Here is a 24,627-nt window from a genome sequence, read left to right on the forward strand (position 1 = left end):
CCACCTCCTACCGCTTGAAGGACGGTACGCAGAGACATGCGATAGGTTCCCATTAAAGACAAAAACGACGCGTTCGCTCGCCCGTGCTCGCAACGCAGCATGGCGAGCGAGCCGTCCTGCAAAGTGCACTTCTGACAGGGTAGCCCTTCCTCCTAGCGTCGGCCTTGGAAGGTAAATTCGAATTGGCCGCAGCATGGTGCGGCACGTTTCTAGATTGGAAGCGACCGCGAGAAACGCGCACTATTTCTCGCGCCGCACACCCTTCAACTTCTTCGCCGCTTTTTTCGCCCCCGGTTATTCACAGATGGATTCGCCGGTAGCCTTGCTTCGCTTTGTCCAGGCGGACGCGCGGAAGGTGGTCTTGAGCAGAAGAGAAGATACCCGCTCGATCAAGGAAACGCGAAACGCGGCCGGAGCCGCCGGGGTTATTGTCAGACCGCGAAGGACGCGCTCGCGAAAGGCGGCGGAGTATTCTTGAGGACGGGCACCCTGAGATGATCTTCAAAGATCTGCTCGGAAACATCATGGAGCACGCGGCCGTTGTCGCCTTAGCCGAAAGCGTGGGGCAGGGTTCTAGCGAAGTACGCCGCTTGTACGTCGGCGAAGCGCATTCCCGATTGCCGAGCAAGCTGTCTTCTTCCCTGTTGCAGCTGGGAGCACCGATAGCGCGCGGCGACACCGCCTGCTCGCCGGTTGCGGGCGACCGAACGAGGCCTATGGCAGCGTGAAGGTCAGCGTTAATTCGCGTGGGATTACAGACGGCGGAAGAAGCATCCCCGTCGATGAAGAACGATTTGCACCGGACCGCCGCGTGACTTCCCAATTCGGGTCGCAAGGGTGCGCGGGGGGCCGGTCAAGCTGCCCGATTAAGCCTCGTTTGCTTTGCCAATATAGCTATCGCCTCTAGCGGCGGGCGTTCGCTGTCGCAGTAATCGGACCACGCCTTTGACTTCATGATAAGCTGGGGCACGGTCTGGATGGTGTATTGCATAGGATCTAGGCCGTGCTCGACCTGCGACCAGGTGATCGGCATGGAGACCGGCGCATGCGGGCGTGCCCGGGGGGAGAGCGGCGCCACCGTTGTCGAAAATTGATCGTTTCGCAGATAGTCGAGAAATATCTTCCCCGTTCGTTTTGCCTTGCTCATGTTGATCAGATATCGGTCCGGACTTTCGCTTGACATCTGGCTGCAAACGTCGCGGGCGAACTGCTTCGCGTCGGCCCAGGTCAGTCTTTGTCCCTTTTTCGGACGCGCGAGAGGTGTAACGACGTGCAGTCCTTTGCCGCCCGTCGTTTTGCAGAAGGACACAAGCCCGAGGTCGGCAAGGCGATCGCGCATTTCCTTTGCAGCGTCGATGACGACCTCGAAATCGACATCGGGCGCCGGGTCGAGATCGAACACCAGGCGGCCGGGAAGCGCGGGATCGCCGGGCTGGTTGTTCCAGGGATGCAGCTCGACGCCGGCACTTTGCGCTACAGCTGCCAGACCCTCGATTCGGTCAATTTGCACATAAGGTTTGCGGTCGCCAGATACGGATACCTCTTCAAGAAGGTTTGAGCCGCCCTTCATCGAGTGACGCTGAAAGAAGCGCTGTCCTCCGATGCCGTCCGGCGCTCTAATTATCGAGCACGGACGCCCCTTAAGATGCTCCATCATCCATGCGCCGACCCTCTCGAAGTACTTGGCGAGATCCAATTTGGTGACCGCCCCGTGCCCCTCGTCAGGCCACAGGATCTTATCCGGCCGACTTAGAGCAACTCCCATGACGACACCGCCATTGGAAGCGTCGGACGAGATCCTTGCGAATTTGGCATGGTGCGCAGGAGCAGGCTTCGCGATGTTGATCCTCTCGGCTGGCGCTGGCGTCTCTGCTTCGACCTCCTTCGCAGGTTTGTCCTGGCGAAGGCCCTTGAACGCGGCCTGACGGATCATGCCCGCTCCCGTGAACCCGGCAAACTCGATCTCAGCCACCAGTTCGGGCTTCAACCAGTGCATTCCGGGCCTCTTGCGAGGTGCATCCTTGCCGCCAAACGGGTTCGTCTCCGACGCAGCGGCCTTGAGCTTCGGCACCAGGTTCGCGACCTTCTCGCCACCGAAGCCCGTTCCGACATTGCCGACGTAGACAAGGTGGTCGCCGCGATACACACCGGCCATCAGCGATTTGAACTGGCTGCCATTGCTGTTCCAGCCTCCGACGACCACCTCGTGTCCGGCGCGACATTTGGCCTTGGTCCACGAGTCCGTCCGCCCCGAAGCATAACGGGCAGCGGCTTGCTTTGAGACAATCCCTTCCAGCGACATCCGGCAAGCGGATTTGAGGACCGCTTCACCACCGCTCTCGAAATGTTCGACGTAGCGGATTTCGGCCTGGTCCTTTCCGTATGCCTTTTCAAGCAGCTTCTTTAGAGCCTGCTTGCGCTCGGCAACGCTCTGTTGTCGCAGATCCTGTCCCTTTGCGAACATAAGGTCGAAAGCAAAAAAGATTAGGTCATCGGTTCTCCCATCAGATAGGGCGGCTTGCAGACCGGCAAAATCGGGTGAGCCGCGGTGGTCGAGAGCGACAATTTCCCCGTCCACGATGCAATCAGGCAACTTGCTGGCGGTCCTCGCAATAGCGCCAAACTTGGCTGTCCAGTCGAGCCCCTTCCGGGTCTTCAATGTCACCTCACCGCTCTCAACCCGCATCTGAACCCGATATCCATCGAATTTGATCTCGTGGATCCAATCGCCCCCGGCCGGCGGCCGCTCGACCGACGTACACAATTGAGGAGCGATGAAAGAGGGCATCCTTTGATCGGCAGCTGTTTTCCTCTTCTTGGCAGCCGCTTTCCTTGGAGAACGACTGCTTCGGACAGCTATTTTCCCAGACCGTTTCTTCGCTGCCGATGCGCGCGCGGCAGCGCGATGAGATTTCCATTCGGCATTTGCGGGAGCTCGGGTCTTCTTCGCCGTGACGAATGGCTTCGGACCCCGACCTTTGCCCGCCGTGATCTCGTCCAACGATCGGCCAGAGGCCACCGACGTATCCTCATCCAAAAGCGTGTCCTTTTTTCCTTCCCGGGCGAACTCATCGCGATGCTTGATCAGGAGCCAATTGGTCCGCTTTTCGCCTTCTCGCTTGCGCATTCGGGTCAGTATCCAGCCGCCACGAAGCTTCTCACCGTCCAAGGTAAAGTCCAGCTTGCCTTTCCGATAGGCGCGATCCGGATCTTCGCAATTCCAATGGCCACGATCCCAGACCATCACGGTGCCGCCGCCGTACTGGCCCTTTGGAATGGTGCCTTCAAAGTCGCCGTAATCCAGGGGATGATCTTCGACTTCGACCGCGAGTCGTTTGTCGTGGGGGTCGAGGGAAGGACCCTTGGTGACCGCCCAGGATTTGAAGACCCCGTCAAGTTCGAGCCTCAAGTCGTAGTGGAGATGTGATGCTGCATGCTTTTGGACGACGAAGCGGAGGCCTTTCGAGGCCTTGACGTTCGTGTCCCCGCTAGGTTCGGCCGTTTTGGAGAAATCGCGTTTGGCGCGGTACTTCGCGAGCAGCTTTCTGATCATGAAACGGCACCGTCAATATGGGATCCTGACGGAACTGAAAGTTTCCGGTTCGGTTAAAGTTCCAACAGCTACGGAGATCATTAAATGTCGCCTCGTGCCTATTGGAAGGGCTCGCTTAAGCTCTCGCTCGTGACCTGTCCGATTGCGCTCTATCCCGGTTCGACCCAGGCGGAAAGAACGCATTTTCACCAAATCAATACCAAGACCGGTCATCGGCTGAGGCAGCAGATGGTCGATGAACAGACCGGCCGGGTCGTCGACAAAGATCACAAGGGCAGGGGCTACGAACTCTCGAAAGGAAAGTACGTCGAGATCGAAGAGGAAGAGCTGGACGCCGTGAAGCTCGAGAGCACCCACACCATCGAAATCGACGATTTCGTTCCTGCCGAGGATATCGACGAGCGATACCTGGACAAGCCGTACTACGTCGTTCCAAACGGCAAGGCGGGCGCCGATGCCTTCGTTGTCATTCGTGACGCCATGAAGCGAAAGGAGAAGGTCGCACTTGCCCGCGTGGTGCTTTCGAACAGGGAGCATGTCATCGCACTGAAACCGCTGGGCAAGGGATTGTTAGGAACGACACTGCGTTATCCCTACGAGTTAAGGGATGAGGATGACTACTTCGACGACATTCCCAGTCCGCGCGTGTCGAAGGATATGGTCGATCTAGCTTCTCACATCCTGGATAAGAAGGCTTCGAAATTCGACCCGGACAAATTCAAGGACAAGTATGAAGCGGCGCTTAAGGCCCTGGTCAAGCGCAAGGCCGCAGGCAAGACGATCGAAATCCCGGAGGAAATGGCAGAGGAAAGCAACGTTATCGATCTGATGGATGCGTTGAAACAGAGCTTGGGACGCAAGAAAGCTGCCACTCCGTCTGCAAAAGGAAAGAAGCGGGTGCCGGCGCGCCGCAACCGTAAGCGGAAGGCCGCGTGAAGAAAAACCGCGTGCAGATCGAGGCGATGGAGGCGCGCTCCGTCGATGGTGTTCCCTCTGGCGAGGAGTGGCAGTACGAGCCGAAATGGGATGGATTTCGGTGTCTCCTGATGCGCGATTCCGGTGCCGTTACCATGTATTCCAAGTCAGGTCAGGATCTGGCTCGGTATTTTCCGGAAGTAGTGATCGCGGCATTGACCTTGCGCGAAAAAAGCTTTGTCCTCGATGGCGAAATCGTCGTTCCTGTAGATGGGCAACTTTCGTTCGACGACCTGCTGCAGCGCATTCATCCCGCGGCGAGCCGCGTAAAGAAACTGGCCGAGCAAACTCCGGCACTGTTTCTCGCGTTCGATTTGTTGAAGAAGGGAATAACCGAGCTTGCAGCCCAGCCACTGAGCAAGCGGCGGCCGCAACTCGAGCAATTTGCCGCCCGTAACTTTTCCAGCAACAAGCTTTTCCGTCTATCTCCGGCCAGCCTGCGTCTGAAAGACGCTGAACGCTGGCTTACCTCCGCAGGTGGCGGAAGCGACGGGGTCATCGCGAAACGCCTCGATCTTCCGTATCAAGCCGGTAACCGTGATGGAATGCAGAAGATAAAACGGTACCGTAGCGCGGACTGCGTGATCGGCGGATTTCGGTACGGAGAAAACCTTCAAGCCGGTCGCAAGGTCGTGGGATCGATTCTCCTCGGACTATATGATGCCGACGGCTTGCTTCACCACGTGGGATTTTCTTCAGGCATCAAGGCCAAGGATAAGCCGGCCCTAACCGACAAGCTCGAGGCCGCAAAAAACGATCGAAGTTTCACGGGAAATGCCCCGGGGGGACCCAGCCGCTGGTCGACAAAACGTTCGTCCGAATGGCAGGCGGTGAAGCCGAGTTACGTTGTCGAGGTTTCATATGATCATTTCAGCGGTGGGCGCTTCCGCCACGGCACATCGATCCTGAGGTGGCGACCGGACAAGAAACCACGTCAATGCACCTTTGAGCAGGTTGATCAGAAGATAGATCGCCGGCTCATGGCAGCCGTTGCTAGACCTGGATCCGGTCTTAAACGATAGGCGGCTGGCGCGCTCTGGAAAGTGCAACATGAGAGTGTCGGTTTTGGGATGTCGCCTGCACAGACATACCCTCAAGCCCGCCCAGCGTTCCCAACTCAGCCCTTCGATATGGGCGCAGCGGTATGGCGAGGTCGCTCAATCCCCTACACTTGAACTGCGCCTTCTTCTTCGCCGTCCCAGTAGGTAATTCGATTCGCCTTCACCTTGATGAGCACAATGTTAGGCGTGTCGACGCCCTTGTCGAACCACCGATCTAGGTCGCTCGTCCAATGCGCTTTGAATATCGCCTTATCGCGGATGAGCTCCGCGTTGCCTTCGATCGCCACATAGATCGCATCGGAAAAGATCCCGCCTTCGCCGGTAAATCCGAGCGCAACCCTGGGATTGGCTTGGATATCCGCAACGGTTCGGGCTTGCTCGAACGTGAAATAGTACGACGTACCGTCATATTCTACATCGCCGTTGTTGCTCATCGGCCTGTTGGCAATCTGACCACCTTCGGTGTGCGTAGATAGAATCGCGATGTCGATCCCCGCCATTCGTTTTGAGATCTCTTCGATTGACTTGTGGTGCATGGATGTTGACCCTCCGTTATGACGATTTCAAACAGACGAGGAGAGCAAGCGTTCCGAGCTTTCTTAGTCAGCGCCGCTCGAATCCAGTCACGCACCGGAGCAAGCGTTCCAGCGCTGCTCCGACGGCGAGGCCGGCGACGACATCGCTCGTCCAATGAGCTAGTAGGACGATCCGCGTTAGGACGAGACCACCGCCAACGGCCCAAATGGCGTTCCGCTGGGCTGGCGGCAACGCGGTCGCCGCCGATGCCAGCGCCCCGACATGCACAGCGTGCCCTGACGGAAATGCATCGAGACGTTTTCCGGACAGTGGGATTCCGTGCAGGTGACCGAGCACGGTCAGACGGTCTGGACGCTCCTGATCGAAGACTTTCTTGAGCGCGTGGGGCAGAATAGAGGCAACGATGGTAGTCACCAGTACATGATCGCTTTCTCGTCGCACCGATACGGCCCGGGTCCGTGCGTAGAGCCACCAGCCGATCGCAAGCGCGCAAAGCACATGTTCGTCGGCACCCCACGTCAGGGCTTGCGCAATATGTTCGGCTGGTCGGCCCGTGTGCGCCGCGATACCATCCGCTATCGTGATGTCAGCTTCGGTCGGCTTCACTCGGAAAAGGGCCATGCTTGCTCAGTTCGGCTAATTACCGCTGAATTGGTGAATCATAATGTTGCCAACGCTATCGCGCGTTTGCGGAGTTTCTTGCTTTTGTGCAGACCTTTTGAGTTCCGAACGAAAGCATCGTATTAGTCATTCTCCAGAGCGCGCAGCGCACGCTATAGAGGAAGCTTGTCCAACCGCTCCGATTTCGCGGGCGTCACAACCGTGACCGTTACTTCTTCTTACCGAGGTTCTGCGCCATCTCGAGGTGGTGCTTGAGAGCTGGAAGCGTCTTATCGGACCAACCCTTTAGCTTGGCATCCTCACCGCCCTTGGCATAACGCTCGAACAGCGACACTGCATCCTTATGAGCGCTAACCTGCATGGAATCGAATTCGGAGGAGAAATCGTCAGGCTTTGCATTTTTCAGTTTGTCGATCTTGCTCTGAGAGGAGCTATCCAGAGCCGCTGGGATTGCCGCCTTAGCGTCAGCCGGCACCATCGCTTTCAGTTCTTCGGACGTCTTGGTGTGGTCCGCGATCATCTGGGCTGAAAAGGCCTTCTCCTCGGCGTTTCCGCGTTCCTGGCCAATCTTGGCAGCCGCGATCTCCGCCATGTCGCTCATCGCGACCTCTTTAACAAAATCCGCCGTCGTCGGGCTGATGCCGAGTGCCGAATTCACGCCGGTCTTTTCACCGACCGATTGAGCGAAAGCCGTGGTGGAGAGCAGCAGTGCCACCGCAGCGAGTGTAAGTAGCTTCCTCATGTTTCACGTGTCCTTGCTCTTTTTCGTCCGCGGAAGTTCGTCACGCGGCTGTCACAATCCAACCCGGCTGGGGCACCGTGGTTCCTAAAGGGGACGCGTCGGATAGGTCCCACGCTCAACGGGCTTGAGGCCTGGACATTTCGTTCATTGCCGCGTGTTCAGCCTTACGGTGGACGATTATCGAGAAGCCGCCGAATTTCGCCGCCATATGGGAAATCCCAGCCAGACGGCGACCAGGACGCCGAGCGCCACGGCTCCCGCGATTGAGGCACTTTTCATGTCGTCCGTTACCTTGAAAAAGACGACCGCTATGTCGGCGGCGATGCCTATTGCTAAAGGAATGGAAGCGGCGATGACCAGGGCGGATCCGATCCTGAAAAAGCTTGCGTCATCCTCGCCGTGGAAGGCGATCCGGTGCAGCGCCGCCGGCGTCATCAACAGCAGGACAGAAAGTGCGACGGCGCAAAGAGCCGCCGCGTGAAGATACTGGATCGATAGCGGGAGTTCCCTGAACGACCGTGTGAACGTGCAAATGAACTGGAAGCCCATCAGCGCCTGACCTCCGGGAATGATCACCCTCGCTTCGGTAAGCATCTGCTCGATTTTGATCCTGAGAGGCGTGGCGGTCTGATCGGGCATCTTCTTGCTCCGGGAAGGACGTCGAAGGGCAATCCCCAGCCCGTACAAGAGCAGAACGGAGCCGGTCGTGAAGGTGACGCCGAAAACCGCCCCGACTGTTCGGCCGAAAAGCTGTTCGAATACGACAAAAACCAATGCGCCGAGCCCTAGTGTGAGGGGCAAAAGGCTCGCGCCAGCGAACCGTGAGGCGTAGGCGAGGGCGCCGGGACGGCTCTCGCCATTGAAAACAATCTGATGATAGAGCGATGGTGCGATAAGAAGGCAAACGCTCAGCAGCATGAATCCGAGTCCGGCACACTGCAGAAACTGGCTGACCTGCGGCACTTCATTGAACAGGTCCTGGAAGACGCCCTGAAAGGCGAATCCGAACAAAACCTGCGCGCCAAGTATCAGCAGGCGGGATTCGTCGAGCGCCGTTTTTAGTTTTTGGTCCAGGTCCATTCTAGTTTCCCCAAAACGCAATAAATTGGCGAAGCGTGTTGGGTTCCACGACACCTCGCGGACGCTCTACTTTGGTTCCCCCGCCGCTATCCTTGGTCAAAGAAAAGGGTCCGCTTCTTCGGCGGGTAGGCAGCGGCGACTGGAACACCAGCGGCTCCAGATCGTTTCCGGCCATGACTGTTTCGCTTTCTCAGCTGCTTGAAGACTCCTTTCTGATCGCGTGGGAATACTTGGAGCGGACCGGCGAACTCGGCGACCGGGCTATTGCAAGCCGGTTTCTCAGCGACACGATCGAAACCATGATCCGTTGCGGCCAGCAAAGCAGGTTCATCCTGTCTAATCGTGCAATAGCGGCCTATCAGTGTTTCCGATTGAATGGAGCAGGTTCCAACCTAGCTTACCGAACGTGCGGTTGAACGACGCGGGTTCAGATGGACTACGGGCGGCAGCGATTCGCATATCGTCGGAATAGGAAGGATGGCAGATGGCAGAAACCGAGATCGAACTGGTCGATCGCTTGGCAAAGCGGCATTCCGTGTCGCCCGCAGCGGTACAGGTCGTCATGAAGGCTCTCCGAAGCGCGGGCGGGCGGATGGCTCAGTTCAGCCACGCCGATTTCGGCGGCATGTCGCAGTGGTCGCCCGGCATGTCCATGGTCGGTGACATGTTCAACACGCAGCTAAAATCGAAGCTCGACGCGCTTTGTACCGACATCGCCGCCCATTTAGAGCAGTCAGAGCCGCCCGATGGCGGCGGGCGCGCTGCGTCAGACCGCGTCAGCTATCGGTCGATGTCGGACTCGACCAACTGGTGGCCGTCCGGCTTGGGGCGGCCTGGAGCGGTAGGCGCACAAAACGAAATGCGCTATGCGGTTTTCCCTGAGAGTCGGAGGCTGGTGCTAGACGATCACGGTGCCATCTCGATTTACGATACCGGCAGTCATCGAATATTCGGCGTCGCTCAAGCTCAGACCAGCGACCAAACCCTTTCGTTCACTAGTCAGGACGGTCTGGTAAGGGTGGCCGACCTTCGAAGGATCGACGATTGAAGATTCGCAGCCGATCGACTCGACGGTTGCTTTAAAAGGCGTCAGATAGTTCCGCCGTCTTTATCGAGCTCAAGCAAAAGCATTCACCCTATAAGCAGCGCTTTTCAATTCGGGTTCACTGCCCTGCTTTTCTCAAAAGTGGGAGAGATAAATGGACTAAGCGCGCTGCCTGAAGTGCAGTAGATGTTTTACTAAACTGCGCCGTCTTAAGTGCAACGAGTTCTATCCTCTGAAATGAATGCTGCGAAATGGGCCGAAAGCAGCTTGGCACAACCGCCAAGGCCCTAGTAGTAAGGCTAAATTGGACCATGAGTTCTACAAGGAGTGGGCTCGGCACGTACGAGAACTCGCCGACAAAGCCGATCCTTTTATCAGGAAGCGTCTGCTGGATCTGGCCGCAACTATGATGCATTAGTGAGGCGATCACCTCGCACAACTGCCACGGTGCCTTCCAGTTTGCCGAACGTCCCAGCCAGGGAATAGCCCGGTGACCAATACGCAGAGCCGTCTGCCGGCTTACGGCGCTGCTCCCGTGGCCAAACGCCTTGCGGAGGCACCGGCGGCGTCTGAGAGGCCATTTCGCCCGCCTGCCACCTAGCTAAGAACCCGCAGTCCTTTTTCCAGCCAAATCTTTCTCCCAGCCGAAGACTGATCTGCCGTCTAGCGCGGGCGAGCCCGCGAGTTCAACGGCAATAAAGGACTCCAGCGACGGACCCCCGGCAACAACCTCAGGGCGGCGGGCCTGGCAGTCGAGGCGTTTGAGGGCCTGCATCTCTTCGTCCCGTCCGAGCTTTGCTTTCAGCACCGCGGACTTCATCACCCGGATGCTCTCGTCGTAGACTTTCAGGGGGACCGGGTAGGGGTGGCGATCCTTTCCACCATGGGCCAGCGAGAAGCGGGCGGGATCCCGGAAGCGGTAGGGAGCTCCGTGCACGACCTCGGCCACCATGGCGAGCGATCGGACCGTGCGCGCTCCGACGCCTGGAGTTAGAAGTAGTTCGGGGAAGTCGACGGGGCCACGCTCGGCCGCTGCTGCGAGCGTGCCGTGAAGGCGCCGCGTGAAGACGTCGCTTGATCGGACGTCGTGATGCGCCGGCATGACGAGATGCGGAAGCAAGGCTTGCGCCGGCGCCTCGCCCCCAAGGGCGGAAAGCTCGGAAACGATACGGTCGGGGCCGAAGCCTGTCAGCAACTCTAGCTGGGCGCTGCGAGAGGCCTCGGCGCGCTTGTCCGTGAGGTTCACGATCTCGCCCTGCACGGGTCCCTCGATCGCGCTATGCGGTTTGTCGACGAAGCTCTTCAGGTCCTCTGAATGCCAATGGTACCGCCGCGCCTGCTTGTTGTCGCCGTTCATGCCCTGCTGCACGACCGTCCATTTGCCGTCGTCGGTCACGAAGAAACCGTGCAGGTAGAGATCGAAGCCATCCTGGACGGCGGCGCTGTCGACTTTGGCGACGAGGCGGCTCGCGCGAGTGAGCCCGGCGCCGTCGAAACCGATACGCTCGCCCAGCACCCGTAATTCGTCTGGCGTCTTCCGCGAATGCTGGCCTCGTCCGCCGCAGACGTGGATGCCAAGCTCGCCGGAAAGCGGTCCCAGCCCGCGCTTGAGGGCGCCGATTACGCTGGTGGTGATGCCAGACGAGTGCCAGTCCATGCCCATGACTGCACCGAACGACTGGAACCAGAATGGATGAGATAGTCTTCGAAGGAATTCATCCCGGCCGTAATGGTGAACGATCGCCTGAGTGATAACGGCTCCGAGGGCAGACATGCGTGTCGCCAGCCAGGGCGGTACCCGTCCACCGTGCAGCGGGAGAATCGCGGTGCCGGAACGTCTTGCCATTTCGAATCGCACCATTTGTGTTCGAGCGGAAGTGTATCAGGCCGGTGTCCTCAGGTCAGGTCCATTGGTCATCGTGCGAAACGTAATTGAATATCTCGGCGCTTCAACGGCGGGAACGCTGTGTTCCCATATCTGTCGCGACGCGCCAGTCATCATGTAGATCGACCGGGGCTCGGCATCGATCTTGAAGCGATCCCAGGTCTTGCCCGAGCGTTTGCGGAACCGAAACTTGCAGGCGGATCCAAGCGATAGGCCGAATATCTCGTCGAAATGCGGCTTGTCGCGGTGCCAGCCGATGCCAACTCCCACGCCGTATTCGGTACAGAGAACCTGCTGGATCCGGGTTGCAGGGCCTACGAACATCTCGACGTTTGCAACGATTTCAGCCAGCCAGGCGGGGATCGGTTCAGCGCGCTTTAATTGATGAAAGTCGTAGTCGTAGCGGAAGCCGAACGAGGCAACCCGCCGCTTGCCTTCAAATTCACCGAACTGAAAAGGCTGAAGCGGGAGGGTCTGGATTCCCAGAATAAGTTCCTGTTCGATAGCCGGCGATACGAAGTCGGCAGCGTAGCGCAGTCCTTCTGGCTCCGGACGCACTTTATCAAACAGGGCCAATTGATCGGACACGATGCCTCCCTCGTGGGATGCAATGTATGTAGGTTCCCAAAGCCCAGTTGAAAGGAGGGCCTACGCTGTAGGGTATTTTTGCGGCCAAAGTGGCGTCAGGAAGTGGGAGTAAGTCCGGAGATGGCCGGCGCGTTCAGCACCTGGCCTTCGGGCCCAAAGATAGATCCATGACACGGACAGTCCCAGCAGCTCTCAAAGCTATTCCAGTGCAGATGGCACCCGAGATGTGTGCACGCGGCGGAATGCTGGTGAACATTCCCTTTGGCGTCGCGATAGGCCGCGATCTTCCGTAGGCCCTCGCGTATGATCGCACCCTGTCCGTGCTCCAATTCATCCGCAGAGCTGATTTCGCCGGACGTCACATACTCCGCGAGATTCTTGAGTGCGGTGCTGTTCTCCATCACCCAGTTCTTGGCGGCCTTCAGTGGCTTGCGGTCAGGTGCATACAGCTCCGCCCAATCGCTTTTGCCCCCTGTAACCAGGGTCGAATTCAGCATCGCACCCATCACGCCATGGGTCAGGCCCTGTCCGGAGTCGCCGGTCGCGACATAGATGTACTCCGATCCAGGGTTTTTGCCGATAAAGCCAGCATAGTCGATCGTATCGAGCACCTGTCCCGACCACCGATGGGTGACATCCTTCAGCATCGGCATTTTGCCGCGCGCCCATTGCTCGAGGCGCTCGAAACGCGTGTCGGCGTCATCGGCTTCGCCGCTCTTGTGGTCCTCGCCGCCAACCAACACGATATCCAGGCCCTTATCCCCGGGCTGAAGGCGCACGTAGTGATAGGGTTCTTCCGTGTCCCAGTAGAGCGCATCCGGCAGGGCGCCGCGACTGATTGCGAAGCCCATGACATAAGTTCGGTAGGGCGAGGTTTTCGAATGCACCGCCACGCGGTCGACGATCGATGAATTGGTGGCAACGACGGCATGGCCGGCGCGGATCAGACCCCGTGCGGTCCTGACCGTGACCGCGCCATTTTCTTCGACGATTTCATCTGCGGCCGTATCGGCAAAGAAGCGAACCCCGCGCTTGGCACAGGCCTCGGCCACTCCCGCCAGATACTTGAGCGGATGAAATGTCGCTTGACGGGGGTAACGCAGCGCATGGCGGCTGTCACATCCGCTGAGAGGCACACCGACCAAACGATCGACAGGAGCGCCAACCGCCCGCACAGCGTCGAGCTCTTCGTCAATCACGTCAGCCGGCATATCGTCGCCCTGAAACAAGTAGCCGTCGAGGCGGCGAAAATCGCAATCGATCCCTTCGCTCTTCTGTATCTCTTCAATGCGGTCCACTGCCGCAGCCTGGCTTTCATAAAAGAGCTTCGACTGATCTTCCCCTTTGATCTTTTGCATCTCGCTCATCAGGTCATCGCACAGCGGCGCCAAATGAGCGGAGGTACGCGCGGTCATACCGCCTGCTATCGGCCCGCGATCGATAACGATCACTGACCGCCCGCGCTCGCTAAGTTCATAGGCCGTCGACAGGCCGGCAATGCCGCTCCCCACGACGACTACGTCGCACCGTTCGTCACCTTGCAACGGGATGGCCTGAGGCGCCACCGCAATCGACATCCAAAGAGATTTGCTGGCCATTGAAATTCCTCGCTTCAATGCATGCAAACGGCCGGGCGTATCACCAGTTCCCATCCGGGCAATGCAGCAAAGAATGAGAGGAATCTAACCCGGCCAACGGCGGCTTTTGCTGCAACTGTACGAAGTGCGGCGTACTAGGACGGCTGCCCCTTATCGCTAAGCCCCGTGAACGGCCTTGTAGTCAGGAACATTCAGCGAACGCCCACGTTATCGCAATCAAAGAGGAGCTTCTCATGAGTAATCCCAAAACAGAGTTGACCGGCAACACCCAAAAAAATCCCGACGAATGGGTTTCGGGCGATGATCCGATGACCGGCGCCCAGGCCTCCTATTTGAAAACACTCTGCGAGCAGGCGGGCACCCCCGAGATGTTCGACGACAGTCTCACCAAAGCTGAGGCATCAAAATTGATCGACGAGATGCGTGAAAAAGCCAACGTGTAAGGCGCGACGATGGAAGAACCGAGGATGACCGAAGCGCAGCGCGACGAACTCAAGGCCCTGTGCCAGAAGGCGGACGTGCCGGACAAGTCTGGAGAGATGCTGACCCAAGAAGGCGCGCAGCATTTTATCGATGATCTCAAGAAGCAGATGGCCGAGCGCAAGTAGAATTGTCGCGCTGAGGACGAGATGTCTGACGTCCACCGCGCGAGATCGTGGTGCGTGCTTCGCGACACGCCTTAACCGGCATCCCGGATCTTGAATCGAATTAGCGTGCGACCAAGGCAAGTCCGACGGCATTCGCGACGATAATTACGAAATCGCCTTTGAGGAGGCATACCCGATTCACAAGGCAAGTCCAGCTGCAAGGACCGCAACAGTTTTGGACGAGAGGTCCTCGGTTGATCCCGCTGGAAGCGATTTTTTCACTCGCGGGATGTAGGAAAGCGTTGGTTAGGGCAGCCGCCAACAAACCGATGATCGTAATGAGCATGTATGGCTCCTCGCTCTAACGTATTGGCAGCAATTGTTTCAGCTTCAGGGCATCGATCGGCGCAGCGCTCTTCTGGTCGTTGTCGAAGAACACGAACACGTCGCATCCCTTCGCCTTCCACGACCGGATCCGTTTGGCCCAGCCCCCCAACGTATCCATGGAGTAGTGTCCTTTGTATCGTCCACCGGGCCCGTGGCCGCGAACATAGACAAAGTCCGCCGTGCGTTTCCATGGTGCCGGCGCGTCATGGTGGTCGGAGATGCAAAGCGATATGTTTTCCTCCGAGAGCACGCGCATGATTCGGTGGCGAATACCAACTGGGGTGACGGAACTCGAAGCTGTAACGCCTCTTAGGTGGAAGCATGCGGAGAAAGGCGGAAAGGCGGTCTGCATCGGCTTGAAAGTTGGGTGGCAGCTGGAAAAGAACAGAACCAACCTTGTGGCCAAGCAATGACAAGCGATCTTCCATCAACTCGAGGCTATTGACCGAGTTTGCAGAGAGCCGCTTCCAATGGGTGATGAACTTAGATGCTTTCCACGTAAAGACGAAGTTCTTGCCGGTCTGCTTCTTCCAGCTTTTCACGGTTTCTATGGTCGGAGTTCGGTAGAACACACCATTCAGTTCAGCGCTTTCGAACTGGCTGGCGTAGTATTGAAGCTTCGCCTTTATGGGAAGACCAGCGGGATAGAAGGATCCTCGCCACGAATCATAATGCCACCCGGATGTGCCAATTAGAACGTGAGCCATGACTCACTCATCGCGCCCGCCCGACCAAACCGTACAGGGGGTCGGTGTCGAGGCGATTCATGGCTTCATGACAACCTTGATGCATCCGTCCTCCTTGGCTCGGAACGCACAAGTTTTGAGATCGGAAAGGCGGCGATCGGCTTCTACATTGGCAAGCAGGGGCTGGAATCAACCTACGGGGCCGCTGCTTCGATCGTCGTCGTGCTGATCTGGGTCTACTACACCTCACAGATCATCTTGATGGGAGCGGAGATCACCCACAGTTACGCAGAGCACAACGGCTCGTTGAAGCACATGGCGTGAAAACGGTGGCTTCGCGATCGCGAAGCCACCGGGTTGATCGATTCAGGCCGCGGTGGAAGCCTTCGCGTTGACGCCCTTGCGCAGCGCCACCGTGTTGAGCTTGGTATTCGCCGCCTTCTCCTCGTTCAGATTTGTCGTCAGGAAGCGCACGATCTCGTCATGACCGAGCTCTTCGGCCCATGCGATGAGTGTTCCGTAACGGCAAATTTCGTAATGCTCGACGGCTTGGGCATTCGCTACGATGGCCGCGTCCAACACGGTTTTGTCCTCGATTTCACCAGCCGTCTCATCGGCCTCTTTGATGATGCCGTCGATGGCCGGACAGCTGGTCCCGCTTGGTTCTTTGCCCAGCTTTTCGAAAGCCTTCTGCAGCCGTTCGACCTGCTTGTTGGTTTCTTCGAGATGGCCCTTCAAGCCGGTGACTAGGTCCCGGTTGGTGGCTTTCTCGATCATCTTGGGCAGCGATTTGATGATCTGTTGCTCGGCGTAATAGATGTCCTGTAGGCCATGGAGCAGCAAATCCTCCATCGTTTTGATGTCTTTGGTAAAGAGTCCCATTCGAACCTCCTTCTGCAATAATGGCAATGGAACGCCGAGGCCCGTTCGCGGTTCCTTTCTGAACGACAGCATTTCGGAGGGCCAATGGCTGACAGACTGGAACGCTTCACGAGCTGGCTTGGACGGGCGGCTATGGACGTTTGGGGCGACATGCCGCGCGATATTCAGGAGGCCTTGTTTGAAACGGCGATGAAAGGTCAGGACGCCGAACGGGAAGAATTGGCCCGTATCCTCCACGGCCGTCACACCCGAACCTTGCATCCACCGAGGCGCAATCTCGGAGGAGGCAAGTGGGCCTGAACGGTTACCTATTGGGGCGTAAGGTTATGGCACTGCCGCAATCACTTGAGCCGATTTCGAATGCCGTCCATCTATCCATCGACATGCAAAACTTATTCGCACCCGGCGGAATCTGGGCGACTCCCTGGATGGAGCGGGTGCTTCCGGCAATCGTCGCAGTAGCGGAGCTCAATCCTCAGCGAACCGTGTTCACCCGATTTATGACGCCTCTGCACGCACAGGACAGGCCGGGCCGATGGCAGCGATATTTTAAGAGATGGGAATGTGCGACTCGCTCTCGTCTGCCCGGCGCACAGCTTGAGATCGTACCCGCGCTGTCCCGCCTGATACCCCCGGCCACGGTGATAGATAAGCCCGCTTACTCCGCCTTTGCAGAATCCGGGCTTGCCGCCTTTCTCCACGATAAAAGTGTCGACACCCTTATTCTCACCGGTTCGGAGACTGACGTGTGCGTGCTGGCCACCCTGCTCGACGCTGTGGATCTGGGCTTCCGGACCATAGTGGTCGAAGATGCTCTCTGTAGCTCCTTCGATGAAGGTCATGATGCTCTGATGACGCTTTACCGCAACCGCTTTTCAGAACAGGTTGAATTGATGACGCAGGCGCAGGTATCCGAGCTTTGGCATGATCAGTGAGACACGATCGCTCGGGCATCGAATGCCAACCAGATAGCGAAACTGTCCGGGCGACGCGGTTGAGCGAGGAAGCTAAGACGCTGTCCCCTGGCACCGTGCGCGAGGCGATTGAGCAGCGAGGCGATAGAGCAGGCAGAAACTAACGTGCGTCTGAGTGAGTGACTGCGCCTGCCGGGCTGAAGAGTGACGCTTAATGGTCGACTTTACCGTATCTCATCGGGATGACGGCCGTATCTCAAAGCGCCAAGGGTCGCGACCGACACCTGAAGGTCGGGCGACTATCCATGGCCCTTTAAGCCCGCTCTGCAGTTTTGGCGTCTCCTGGTCAGGAAGTGGAACCACGGATGCCCCCCTGAGGGAGCTTCACTAGGCACGATAATTGGAATTGCGATGTTGTAGTCGCGGCGAGGAACAATTGAAATCAGCGTGAGTTCGTCTTGGAAGAAACCTGAGGGTGACGCGATGACACGATCCGTTGAGGAATTGAGAAGAGAGTCCGAGCACAACCGGGCGCAGCTGGCGACGACCGTCGATCGGGTGAGGGAGCAGATAGCTGACGCCGCGGAAGACATCCGTCACAAGGTCTCGCCGCAACGCATCAAGTCGGAAGTATCCGATTTCATCAGCACCAAGACCTCAAGTTGGGTCGATTCGCTAAAACAGCACGCCAAAGAAAATCCGATGCAGGCGATCGCGGCGGGCACCGCTATTGCAGTGCCGCTTCTAAGGCTCGCACGTGGCTTTCCGTTACCACTATTGATGATTGGGGCAGGGCTCGCGTTGAGCTCAAAAACCGTGCGCGAGCGAGCCGCGGAGGCGGTGGCTCCAGCGGCGGACAAGGCCAGGGAAGTGATGGGCGACGCGATGGAGCGCGCGCAGTCGCTTCAGGGTGATGTTCGAGAGGCAGTCTCTTCGGCAGGGAGCCAGGCCACCAGTGCGGCCAACAAGGCGCAAGATGCCGCCGCGGGGGTGGCAGACGATATCGGCAGTCGGGCAGCGCAGGCCGCCGGCACCGTCACCGACAAATTAAGGACTGGCATCGATGCCGCTTCGGGAACGGTGAGTGACACTATGAATTCTGTCAGCGCCACCGTAACTGACGCGGCAAGGGTGGCGCCAGAAAGGGCCCGCCAGATGATCGGAGATAACGCAGCGCTGATTGGCGGCTTGGGTATCGCGATTGGTGCGATCATCGCGGCTTCTCTCCCCGCAACCAGAGCGGAGGCCTCTGTCCTGGGCGACGCAAGCGACGGCGTGAAGCGGGCCGCGGGCGAAGCAGCCGAATCAGGTTTTGAAGCGGCCAAGGACGCTGTGGTGTCGGTAGCCGATGCTGCGGCGAAAAGCGTTGCCGACTCCGATCTCGGAGGACACGCCAGCCGGATCGCCGAAAACTTAACCGGTACGGTCAAGGACGTCGCGAACGACGTTGTGAAGACCGCGTTCAATCCCTCCCGAATCCCGAACCCCTGAAAGAGGCGACCATGAGCGACTTGGATCTGAACAAAAAGAACCTCTCCCAGAAAAAGAGCCCCGGGTCCTCGCAGAAACTAAAGGATCAGGTCGCCGATGCCGGAGCCGACCTCAAGCAACGCGCCGGCGACGCTTTGAAAGCATCGACTGATGTCGCGCAAGACAAGCTTCAAGACGCGTCAGATGCCGCCAAGGACGTGGCCTCCGGGGCCGCAGACCGCCTTCAGGATCAGGTCAAGCAACAGCAGCGCAGCGGAGCCGATTTCGTGGAGCGCTTCGCTGGTAACATTAGGGATGCCGCCCGGGCCTTCGAAAGCGACGCGCCTTTCGCCGCCCGGGGCATTAGCTCGGCGGCCGAGTACGTAGAGGACGCCGCCGAAAAGATCCGGAATGGAAGCTTCCGTGACCTCGTCGGCGGCGCGACGGAATTTGCGAAACGCCAGCCCGCCGCATTCCTTGGGATTTCGGTGCTCGCCGGTTTTGCGGCGATCCGTTTTCTGAAAGCCTCTGGCGGCCAGCTTCCTTCTCAGCAAAACAATAACTGGAAGCAGGCGTCGTCTTCATACCGCGGCGATAAGTCATGAGCATCCAGAACGACATCAAAACCGGCCAAAACGATTTTCGAACGATATCGACCTTGCTGGGCGATGCTCTTTCGCAATTCGCGAAACTGTTTCAGAACGAGGTCGAACTCGCCAAAGCCGAACTCGGCGAGAAAGCTCAACAGGTCGGCGGCGCGATAGGCTTCTTCGCAGCCGGCGCGATTCTGGTGATACCGGCGCTGGTTATGGTGCTGTTAGCACTTTCGGCGGCCTTAATGGCGGCCGGATGGTCGCAACCGCTGTCCTACCTTACCTCTGCGATCGTAGCCGCAGTGATTGCCGGCGTGCTTTTTGCAATCGGCATCAATCGGCTCGATCCCCGCAACCTGGCGCCAAGGGAAACGATGCGCCAGCTCGAGAAGGACAAAGACACCGTGAAGGGAATGGTGCGATGAGCAACAGGCAAGGAAGTTTTGTCGACAGTGTGATAATAGCTGCCCGGGAAAATCCCATTGCCGCGGCCCTCATCGGAGGTGGCGCCCTCTGGTTTCTGATCGGAAACGAGAAACTTAAAAGCGCAGCCAACCTAGCCACTACAACTGCTTTCCCATCATCGTCAGATACGGCAGCGCGCCGTCAGCGATCGGCAAGCTCGCGATACGAAGCCACTCCGGCGCCGCCGACGGCCCCGGAAATGGATCACGAAGGATCGCTCGGGTTAGGAGAAACGCTTCACCATGCCCGCACCGCAGCCTCTGATGCCGCGTCAAAAGCAGCAGACCAGATGAAGGACCGGTTCGGCGAAGGCACCAACTATGCGCGGGATATCGTTGGCCAGCTTGACGAGATACTTCCTGGAAAAGAAACCTTTACACGTGCGCAATCTTCGCTTTCCGATTTACTTGAACGACAGCCGCTCGTGCTGGGCGCCATCGGCCTTGCCGTCGGAGCCGCGGTTGCCGGTGCATTCCGAACATCCGGCCTCGAGAACGAATGGGTCGGCGAGTACAGCGACACCGTCAAGGAAGATTTAAGCGAGCGCGCAGGCGACTTGTCGAAGAGCGTGCGCGAAGCCGCTGACACGCTGAAAAACGAGATCAAAGACGCGGGCGCCGAAACATTCGACAGGGTGAAACGGGCCGGGATGGACGCCGCGGAAGCCGCGGGACAAAAAGTGAAGACGCCTTGATTGTCGGAAGCATCGCCGTTTCAGCTTGACGTGACGCCCGGACCCGTTGGTCTCGGGAGCCAAGGGGGCGGTCTTGAGTAATGTTATGGATCAGCGGCAAGGGCATAAGGGCCTGGCGAACTTCCCTCGTCAAAACGAGGCCGCAATCATTAAAGAATAGGTTGAGTTCGCGCGCACTATATCGCCGGCCGGCCCCAAGATGTCGAAGCTGGCTTTTCGTCAAGCGCGGCCTTCATCGGAGGCGCTGCGACGGCGAGATCGTGAAGCCTTGCGATGTTGATGTGCCTTAAGCTTCCTTGGCTTGTACCGTGACTACAGCGCTCGGCGCTCCGTCGGTTGTCAGGTTCCGCGAAAGTTTATTTCCGGTTAGCGGCATTTAACAATGCGCGCAAGGGCGCGGTGAAGAAGGGGTCGCAAGCCAAAACGACATGGGGCGGCGCGAGCGCATGGAAGAAGCGCAACAAAAACTCGGGCGAGTTCATGGCCCTGAAACGGCCCGGCAAAAAGAAGACCGCTTAGAAATTCAAGGGCGTGCGAGTCGAACGAGCGGCCGCGAAAAACAGACCGTGAAAAAGACTACGAAAAAAAGTCGAAAGCACACTGAAACTAAGCCGACAGGCGGGCTGCGTTCGCGGCGACTATTTTCCGGTAGTTGTCGATAATCTGAGTGGCATCGCCGCCCCGCATAAGAATTGCACGCGCTTCTTCGAGAGCCTCGACTTTTTCATTCACCATCAAAAATATTTCATCGGAAGTGCTCTTTCCCGCGGCGATCAGGCGAACACGCATATCGATGACATTCAAAGCGTCGATCATAAGGGTGAGCATAGGGTATAAGAAAAGCATCAGGTACTCCGGTGACTGGAAAAAGGGCCGCCTCGTTCATGGCGGCCCTGGCGTTTTGATATCTATGCGTCGGCACTCTGCTCGATTGCGTCGGGCATTTTAGCGACGGACATGAGCGTGCGGGCAATCTGGTTAAGCAACATGTCCGCATTTTCTTCCTCTGCCAGCGACTTTGCGAGCAGTGCTACGACGGCGCTGTGGCGCAGTTGCTGCGCCAGGTTCTTGGCGGTCGTGTAGGCGGAGATCTCGTAATGCTCCACGCGCTGGGCCGCGCCTATCAAGGCAAGGTCGGCGAGGGCATCTTCCTTCTTTTCGCCTTCCGCCATGACTTCCTGGCCTTCTTCGACGAGGCCCATCATGCCCTTGCAGGGTTTGGCGCGGGCTGTTTCGCCAAGGAGCGAGAGGCATTCGTTCAGCCGCTCGATCTGGCCTTCGGTTTCAATCAGGTGCTCCTCGAAGCATTCGCGCAGGCGGTCGAACCGTGCCGCTTCGGCCATTTTGGGGAGCGCTTTAGTCAACTGCTTTTCCGCGTGAAGAATGTCCCTCAGTTCATCCACCAGAAGATCATTGATACCCTCCGGCGCCGTGGGCGGCGAACTCTCCGTCCTGATTGCGGTTTCGGAGTCCGCATCGGTTGTCGATAGGGCCGGGGAGGCCATGAATTCCCAGTCGCCGCCCTCATTCCAAGGGCCCCTCGTATCGATCTCACCTTCATCGCCTGTCCCGGTGGAATCATTGAAGAACTGATTCACAAGGCCGGGTGTGGGGGCGAGTTTGCCGATCGAGAAAGCCGGCTTTTTCATGCTTTCGAGGGCTGCAGAAAAGGCTTTCATGTGGGTGATTTCGCGCGTCATAAGAAACTGCAGCGCATCTTTGGTACCGGCATCGTCGCAGAAATTGATAAGTCTCTCGTAGACAATTTTGGCGCGGGCTTCGGCTGCGATATTGCTGCGAAGGTCGACGTCAAGCTCGCCCGTAATCTTCAGATAGTCGGCAGTCCAGGCATTGCCTTGCGAGTTGAAGAGATTGACTCCGCCGCCGCCCGCGATAGCGATAAGCGGATCGGCTTCTGCTTTTTCACGGTCGAACTTCATGGGCTTGAGGTGGAGGCGGGCAAGGCTGCCCACGACTTCAAGGTGGCTCAGCTCTTCGGTTCCGATATCCATAAGGAGATCTTTGCGGTCCGGATCTTCACAGTTCAGGCCCTGGATGGAGTATTGCATTGCGGCAGCTAACTCGCCGTTGGCGCCGCCGAACTGCTCAAGCAACATGTTGCCAAAACGCGGATCCGGTTCGTCGACGCGAACGGTGTACATGAGTTTCTTGACGTGATGATACATAATGACCTCTGGGCTGAATCTACGGGATGCTGTGGACCAAATAAATCCAGCCTTCTATGTTCCTAAACAGCTCTCGCCCGGGACGGCTTCGTATCCTCAAGGGCGCCAAGCCTCCGGGAGATTTCGCCGGCAACCGCGAAGCAACCGCCCCGCGTAACGCATCGGCGCTAAACCCGCCGGGTCAGCACACCCGCCGCCTGCCCGGGAGGCCGCCTCGTCATCGTAGGGCGTGTCTCCGATCATCACCGCCTCATGGCCGGTTAGGCCAAGCTTCCTCAGCGCCACACCGACGATGCGTGGGTCCGGCTTTGCCCCGATAAACTCGTCGATGTGCAGGAGCGACGGGTAATGCTTCAGTTCCGGTCCTTTGCAGTTGGTCGCGACGGCGAGCTTACCGCCGCGCCGGCTGAGCGTCTCGAACACTTCACGCACCCCGTCAAAACTTTGACGGTGTGGAGGTATTTGTTCTCGTAGATATGTGCTTGGTCATGCAGGATCTCTTGCGCATGGCCTCGTCGAGGTCCGGCGCGATAATCTGCAGGGTTTGGTTCCCGTCGAGGCCCAATGGAGCTGCAAAGCGGCATACGGCATATCGACGCCGGCTTCCTCAAGCGCTTCCTGAAGGCTGCGAAGGTTTTGCGGGACGCTGTCGACGAGCGTGCCTTCCACATCGAAGATGTAACCCGAGAACATGGCCTCGCCAAAAGTGAGGAATACCCGGTGACAGCGCGCGAGATTGCAACAGGTTCCTTGCGGGCCGCCGCCCGCGGGCAGGGTAGGGCGAAGGGGACGTCGTGCGGTGCCGTTTTCAGTTCAATGGAACTCCACGCGCGCATGTCAGGTTGTTAGCGGCCCGAAATGATTGGGGGAACTTGAATGATCGGTCGATGCAGGCAATGCAAATACAGGGGCTGCGGCGTAACCATTCCCCGCGTTGAACTTGAGTATTCCACCGCCATCATGTTTGAAGGACGCAAGTCGATGAGCCGGACGTCGACATTGCCCAAACGCCTGCAGCCGATGCTTGCCACATTGACCGACGGGCCTTTCGATGATGCCGGGTGGGTCTTCGAGGACAAGTATGATGGGTTTCGCATGGTCGCGAAAATCGACGGCGGCAAGGTCACGCTCTACAGCCGCAACGGCAAGATGATCAGCCACAGCTATATCGAAGTCGCCAAAGCGCTCGAAGGCGTGAAAGGCGACGCCGTGATTGATGGCGAACTTGTCGCACTGGACAAAAACGGGGTTTCACATTTTCAGCTGATGCAGAACGCGCTTCGCCACGAGGCGAAACTCCTCTACTGCGCGTTCGATCTTATGTTTTATGACGGGGAAGATCTCCGCGACCTCACGCTGCTCGAACGCAAAAAGCGGCTCAAGGAAATCCTGCCGCGCCATAAACTCATCGCGTTCAGCCGTCATCGCAAGACAAGCGGCACCGAGTTTTTCGAGGAAGCGGAGCGCAAAGGCCTTGAAGGCATCATGGCCAAGCTCGCTGACAGCAAATACCTTTCGGGCGCCTGTACGGATAACTGGCCGAAGATCAAGAGTTCGAAGCGCCAGGAAGTGGTCATCGCGGGATTCACCGCACCCAGGCGAAACCGGCCTTTCTTTGGGGCGCTGGCTCTTGCGGTGCGCGAGAAGAACGGCTGGCGGTATATCGGTCACGTCGGCGCAGGCTTCAGCCACAAGACGCTCGAAGAGCTGCACGGCAAACTCATCAAGCTGAAAGCCGCGAAGTCTCCCTTTTCGGCAAAGGTCAAGGACGAAGCCGTCACGACCTGGGTCAAGCCGTCACTGGTGGCTGAGGTGAAGTTCACAGAATGGACGACAAAAGGCGAAATGCGCCACCCCGTGTATCTCGGCCTTCGAGCCGACAAGCGGGCCGAAGACGTGACACGCGAGCGCGAACGTGCTCGCGGCTGACCTTACGTCAGCCTACTCTGGTGGATGCAATCCCGTGGATTTAAGCCAGTCCTGTATGCGGCGCCGGTCTCAGCATGCCGCGCCTTGCGGATCAGTATGTCACGCTCAATTGAAGGGCGGCTTGCCCTCAGCTTCTTTTCGTAGGCGCT

27 protein-coding genes and 1 pseudogene are annotated in these 24,627 nt (G+C 58.1%); 15 read left to right on the plus strand and 13 right to left on the minus strand.

The window, feature by feature from the left end; all coding sequences use genetic code 11:
• Positions 1-853: 853 nt before the first annotated feature.
• Positions 854-3,553 (minus strand): DNA ligase D, encoded by a 2,700-nt coding sequence (ligD, locus tag ACPPVP_RS07715; protein ID WP_426532816.1) that lies wholly within the window; start codon positions 3,551-3,553, stop codon positions 854-856.
• An 84-nt stretch (positions 3,554-3,637) separates the two neighbouring features.
• Between ligD (ACPPVP_RS07715) and ACPPVP_RS07720 the strand changes: the two genes are divergently transcribed.
• Together ACPPVP_RS07720 and ACPPVP_RS07725 are read left to right on the plus strand one after the other, a co-directional pair.
• Positions 3,638-4,489: a Ku protein gene (locus ACPPVP_RS07720; protein WP_426532818.1), complete on the plus strand. Its 852-nt coding sequence runs from the start codon at positions 3,638-3,640 to the stop codon at positions 4,487-4,489.
• 26 nt (positions 4,490-4,515) lie between these two features.
• A complete protein-coding gene (locus ACPPVP_RS07725; RefSeq protein ID WP_426537717.1) occupies positions 4,516-5,550 on the plus strand; it encodes an ATP-dependent DNA ligase in 1,035 nt (344 codons plus the stop codon).
• 143 nt (positions 5,551-5,693) lie between these two features.
• Here the strand turns inward: ACPPVP_RS07725 and ACPPVP_RS07730 are convergent, their stop codons facing one another.
• The 4 genes from ACPPVP_RS07730 to ACPPVP_RS07745 form a co-directional block, all read right to left on the minus strand.
• On the minus strand, positions 5,694-6,125 hold the full coding sequence (locus tag ACPPVP_RS07730; protein WP_426532820.1) for a pyridoxamine 5'-phosphate oxidase family protein: 432 nt from the start codon (positions 6,123-6,125) through the stop codon (positions 5,694-5,696).
• A gap of 67 nt (positions 6,126-6,192) precedes the next feature.
• On the minus strand, positions 6,193-6,747 hold the full coding sequence (locus ACPPVP_RS07735; RefSeq protein ID WP_426532822.1) for a phosphatase PAP2 family protein: 555 nt from the start codon (positions 6,745-6,747) through the stop codon (positions 6,193-6,195).
• 208 nt (positions 6,748-6,955) lie between these two features.
• Entirely contained in the window at positions 6,956-7,489 is a 534-nt protein-coding gene (locus ACPPVP_RS07740; protein ID WP_426532824.1) for a DUF4142 domain-containing protein, read from the minus strand.
• 177 nt (positions 7,490-7,666) lie between these two features.
• A complete protein-coding gene (locus ACPPVP_RS07745) occupies positions 7,667-8,569 on the minus strand; it encodes a DUF6328 family protein (protein ID WP_426532825.1) in 903 nt (300 codons plus the stop codon).
• A gap of 484 nt (positions 8,570-9,053) precedes the next feature.
• Here ACPPVP_RS07745 and ACPPVP_RS07750 point away from each other — a divergent pair, with 484 nt between their 5' ends.
• The gene (locus ACPPVP_RS07750) at positions 9,054-9,617 is read left to right on the plus strand and encodes a hypothetical protein (protein WP_426532826.1); all 564 of its coding nucleotides are present in this window, start codon (positions 9,054-9,056) and stop codon (positions 9,615-9,617) included.
• A gap of 598 nt (positions 9,618-10,215) precedes the next feature.
• Here ACPPVP_RS07750 and ACPPVP_RS07755 read toward each other — a convergent pair.
• From ACPPVP_RS07755 to ACPPVP_RS07765, 3 genes are all read right to left on the minus strand, one after another.
• Positions 10,216-11,460 (minus strand): DUF763 domain-containing protein, encoded by a 1,245-nt coding sequence (locus ACPPVP_RS07755; RefSeq protein WP_426537719.1) that lies wholly within the window; start codon positions 11,458-11,460, stop codon positions 10,216-10,218.
• Positions 11,461-11,496: 36 nt separating this feature from the next.
• Positions 11,497-12,087: an alpha-ketoglutarate-dependent dioxygenase AlkB gene (locus ACPPVP_RS07760; protein WP_426532827.1), complete on the minus strand. Its 591-nt coding sequence runs from the start codon at positions 12,085-12,087 to the stop codon at positions 11,497-11,499.
• Positions 12,088-12,182: 95 nt separating this feature from the next.
• Complete coding sequence (locus tag ACPPVP_RS07765; protein ID WP_426532829.1) at positions 12,183-13,685, minus strand: FAD-dependent oxidoreductase; 1,503 nt, start codon at positions 13,683-13,685, stop codon at positions 12,183-12,185.
• A gap of 233 nt (positions 13,686-13,918) precedes the next feature.
• Between ACPPVP_RS07765 and ACPPVP_RS07770 the strand changes: the two genes are divergently transcribed.
• Both ACPPVP_RS07770 and ACPPVP_RS07775 read left to right on the plus strand, forming a co-directional pair.
• Entirely contained in the window at positions 13,919-14,128 is a 210-nt protein-coding gene (locus ACPPVP_RS07770; RefSeq protein WP_426532831.1) for a DUF3072 domain-containing protein, read from the plus strand.
• 24 nt (positions 14,129-14,152) lie between these two features.
• Positions 14,153-14,293, plus strand: coding sequence for a hypothetical protein (locus ACPPVP_RS07775; protein WP_426532833.1), 141 nt, complete (start codon positions 14,153-14,155; stop codon positions 14,291-14,293).
• A gap of 340 nt (positions 14,294-14,633) precedes the next feature.
• On the opposite strand, the pseudogene ACPPVP_RS07780 reads toward ACPPVP_RS07775, so the two are convergent.
• Positions 14,634-15,366, minus strand: a pseudogene (locus tag ACPPVP_RS07780) (DUF72 domain-containing protein).
• Here ACPPVP_RS07780 and ACPPVP_RS07785 point away from each other — a divergent pair.
• Positions 15,358-15,669, plus strand: a complete 312-nt coding sequence (locus ACPPVP_RS07785) for a YhjD/YihY/BrkB family envelope integrity protein (protein ID WP_426532835.1) — start codon at positions 15,358-15,360, stop codon at positions 15,667-15,669. The pseudogene ACPPVP_RS07780 and the gene ACPPVP_RS07785 sit on opposite strands and share 9 nt — an antisense overlap.
• Before the next feature lie 42 nt (positions 15,670-15,711).
• Here ACPPVP_RS07785 and ACPPVP_RS07790 read toward each other — a convergent pair whose 3' ends face one another.
• A complete protein-coding gene (locus tag ACPPVP_RS07790; RefSeq protein WP_426532837.1) occupies positions 15,712-16,227 on the minus strand; it encodes a ferritin-like domain-containing protein in 516 nt (171 codons plus the stop codon).
• A gap of 84 nt (positions 16,228-16,311) precedes the next feature.
• Between ACPPVP_RS07790 and ACPPVP_RS07795 the strand changes: the two genes are divergently transcribed.
• The 7 genes from ACPPVP_RS07795 to ACPPVP_RS07825 all read left to right on the plus strand — a co-directional run bounded on the left by ACPPVP_RS07795 (position 16,312) and on the right by ACPPVP_RS07825 (position 20,882).
• Positions 16,312-16,527 carry a hypothetical protein gene (locus ACPPVP_RS07795; RefSeq protein ID WP_426532839.1) on the plus strand — a complete coding sequence of 72 codons (216 nt, stop codon included), beginning with the start codon at positions 16,312-16,314 and terminating at the stop codon, positions 16,525-16,527.
• Between the two features lie 26 nt (positions 16,528-16,553).
• Positions 16,554-17,162, plus strand: a complete 609-nt coding sequence (locus ACPPVP_RS07800) for a cysteine hydrolase family protein (RefSeq protein WP_426537721.1) — start codon at positions 16,554-16,556, stop codon at positions 17,160-17,162.
• Between the two features lie 462 nt (positions 17,163-17,624).
• Complete coding sequence (locus ACPPVP_RS07805; RefSeq protein ID WP_426532841.1) at positions 17,625-18,632, plus strand: DUF3618 domain-containing protein; 1,008 nt, start codon at positions 17,625-17,627, stop codon at positions 18,630-18,632.
• Positions 18,633-18,643: 11 nt separating this feature from the next.
• Positions 18,644-19,216 carry a hypothetical protein gene (locus ACPPVP_RS07810; protein WP_426532843.1) on the plus strand — a complete coding sequence of 191 codons (573 nt, stop codon included), beginning with the start codon at positions 18,644-18,646 and terminating at the stop codon, positions 19,214-19,216.
• Entirely contained in the window at positions 19,213-19,629 is a 417-nt protein-coding gene (locus tag ACPPVP_RS07815) for a phage holin family protein (RefSeq protein ID WP_426532845.1), read from the plus strand. Before ACPPVP_RS07810 ends, ACPPVP_RS07815 begins: the two co-directional genes overlap by 4 nt.
• Complete coding sequence (locus tag ACPPVP_RS07820; RefSeq protein WP_426532847.1) at positions 19,626-20,363, plus strand: hypothetical protein; 738 nt, start codon at positions 19,626-19,628, stop codon at positions 20,361-20,363. The genes ACPPVP_RS07815 and ACPPVP_RS07820 overlap by 4 nt, the downstream gene beginning before the upstream one ends.
• Positions 20,364-20,699: 336 nt before the next feature.
• On the plus strand, positions 20,700-20,882 hold the full coding sequence (locus ACPPVP_RS07825; protein ID WP_426532849.1) for a hypothetical protein: 183 nt from the start codon (positions 20,700-20,702) through the stop codon (positions 20,880-20,882).
• Between the two features lie 87 nt (positions 20,883-20,969).
• Here ACPPVP_RS07825 and ACPPVP_RS07830 read toward each other — a convergent pair whose 3' ends face one another.
• The 3 genes from ACPPVP_RS07830 to ACPPVP_RS07840 all read right to left on the minus strand — a co-directional run bounded on the left by ACPPVP_RS07830 (position 20,970) and on the right by ACPPVP_RS07840 (position 22,972).
• The gene (locus tag ACPPVP_RS07830) at positions 20,970-21,209 is read right to left on the minus strand and encodes a hypothetical protein (protein ID WP_426532851.1); all 240 of its coding nucleotides are present in this window, start codon (positions 21,207-21,209) and stop codon (positions 20,970-20,972) included.
• Between the two features lie 62 nt (positions 21,210-21,271).
• Positions 21,272-22,549 (minus strand): DUF892 family protein, encoded by a 1,278-nt coding sequence (locus tag ACPPVP_RS07835; RefSeq protein ID WP_426532853.1) that lies wholly within the window; start codon positions 22,547-22,549, stop codon positions 21,272-21,274.
• A 96-nt stretch (positions 22,550-22,645) separates the two neighbouring features.
• Positions 22,646-22,972: an HAD family hydrolase gene (locus ACPPVP_RS07840; protein WP_426532855.1), complete on the minus strand. Its 327-nt coding sequence runs from the start codon at positions 22,970-22,972 to the stop codon at positions 22,646-22,648.
• A gap of 141 nt (positions 22,973-23,113) precedes the next feature.
• On the opposite strand from ACPPVP_RS07840, the gene ACPPVP_RS07845 reads away from it, so the two are divergent.
• Both ACPPVP_RS07845 and ligD (ACPPVP_RS07850) read left to right on the plus strand, forming a co-directional pair.
• On the plus strand, positions 23,114-23,398 hold the full coding sequence (locus ACPPVP_RS07845; RefSeq protein WP_426532857.1) for a hypothetical protein: 285 nt from the start codon (positions 23,114-23,116) through the stop codon (positions 23,396-23,398).
• Positions 23,399-23,530: 132 nt separating this feature from the next.
• Positions 23,531-24,478, plus strand: a complete 948-nt coding sequence (ligD, locus tag ACPPVP_RS07850) for a non-homologous end-joining DNA ligase (protein WP_426537723.1) — start codon at positions 23,531-23,533, stop codon at positions 24,476-24,478.
• Positions 24,479-24,627 lie beyond the last annotated feature (149 nt).

The sequence above is a fragment of the Bradyrhizobium sp. McL0615 genome (assembly GCF_049993905.1).
GTDB lineage: Bacteria > Pseudomonadota > Alphaproteobacteria > Rhizobiales > Xanthobacteraceae > Bradyrhizobium.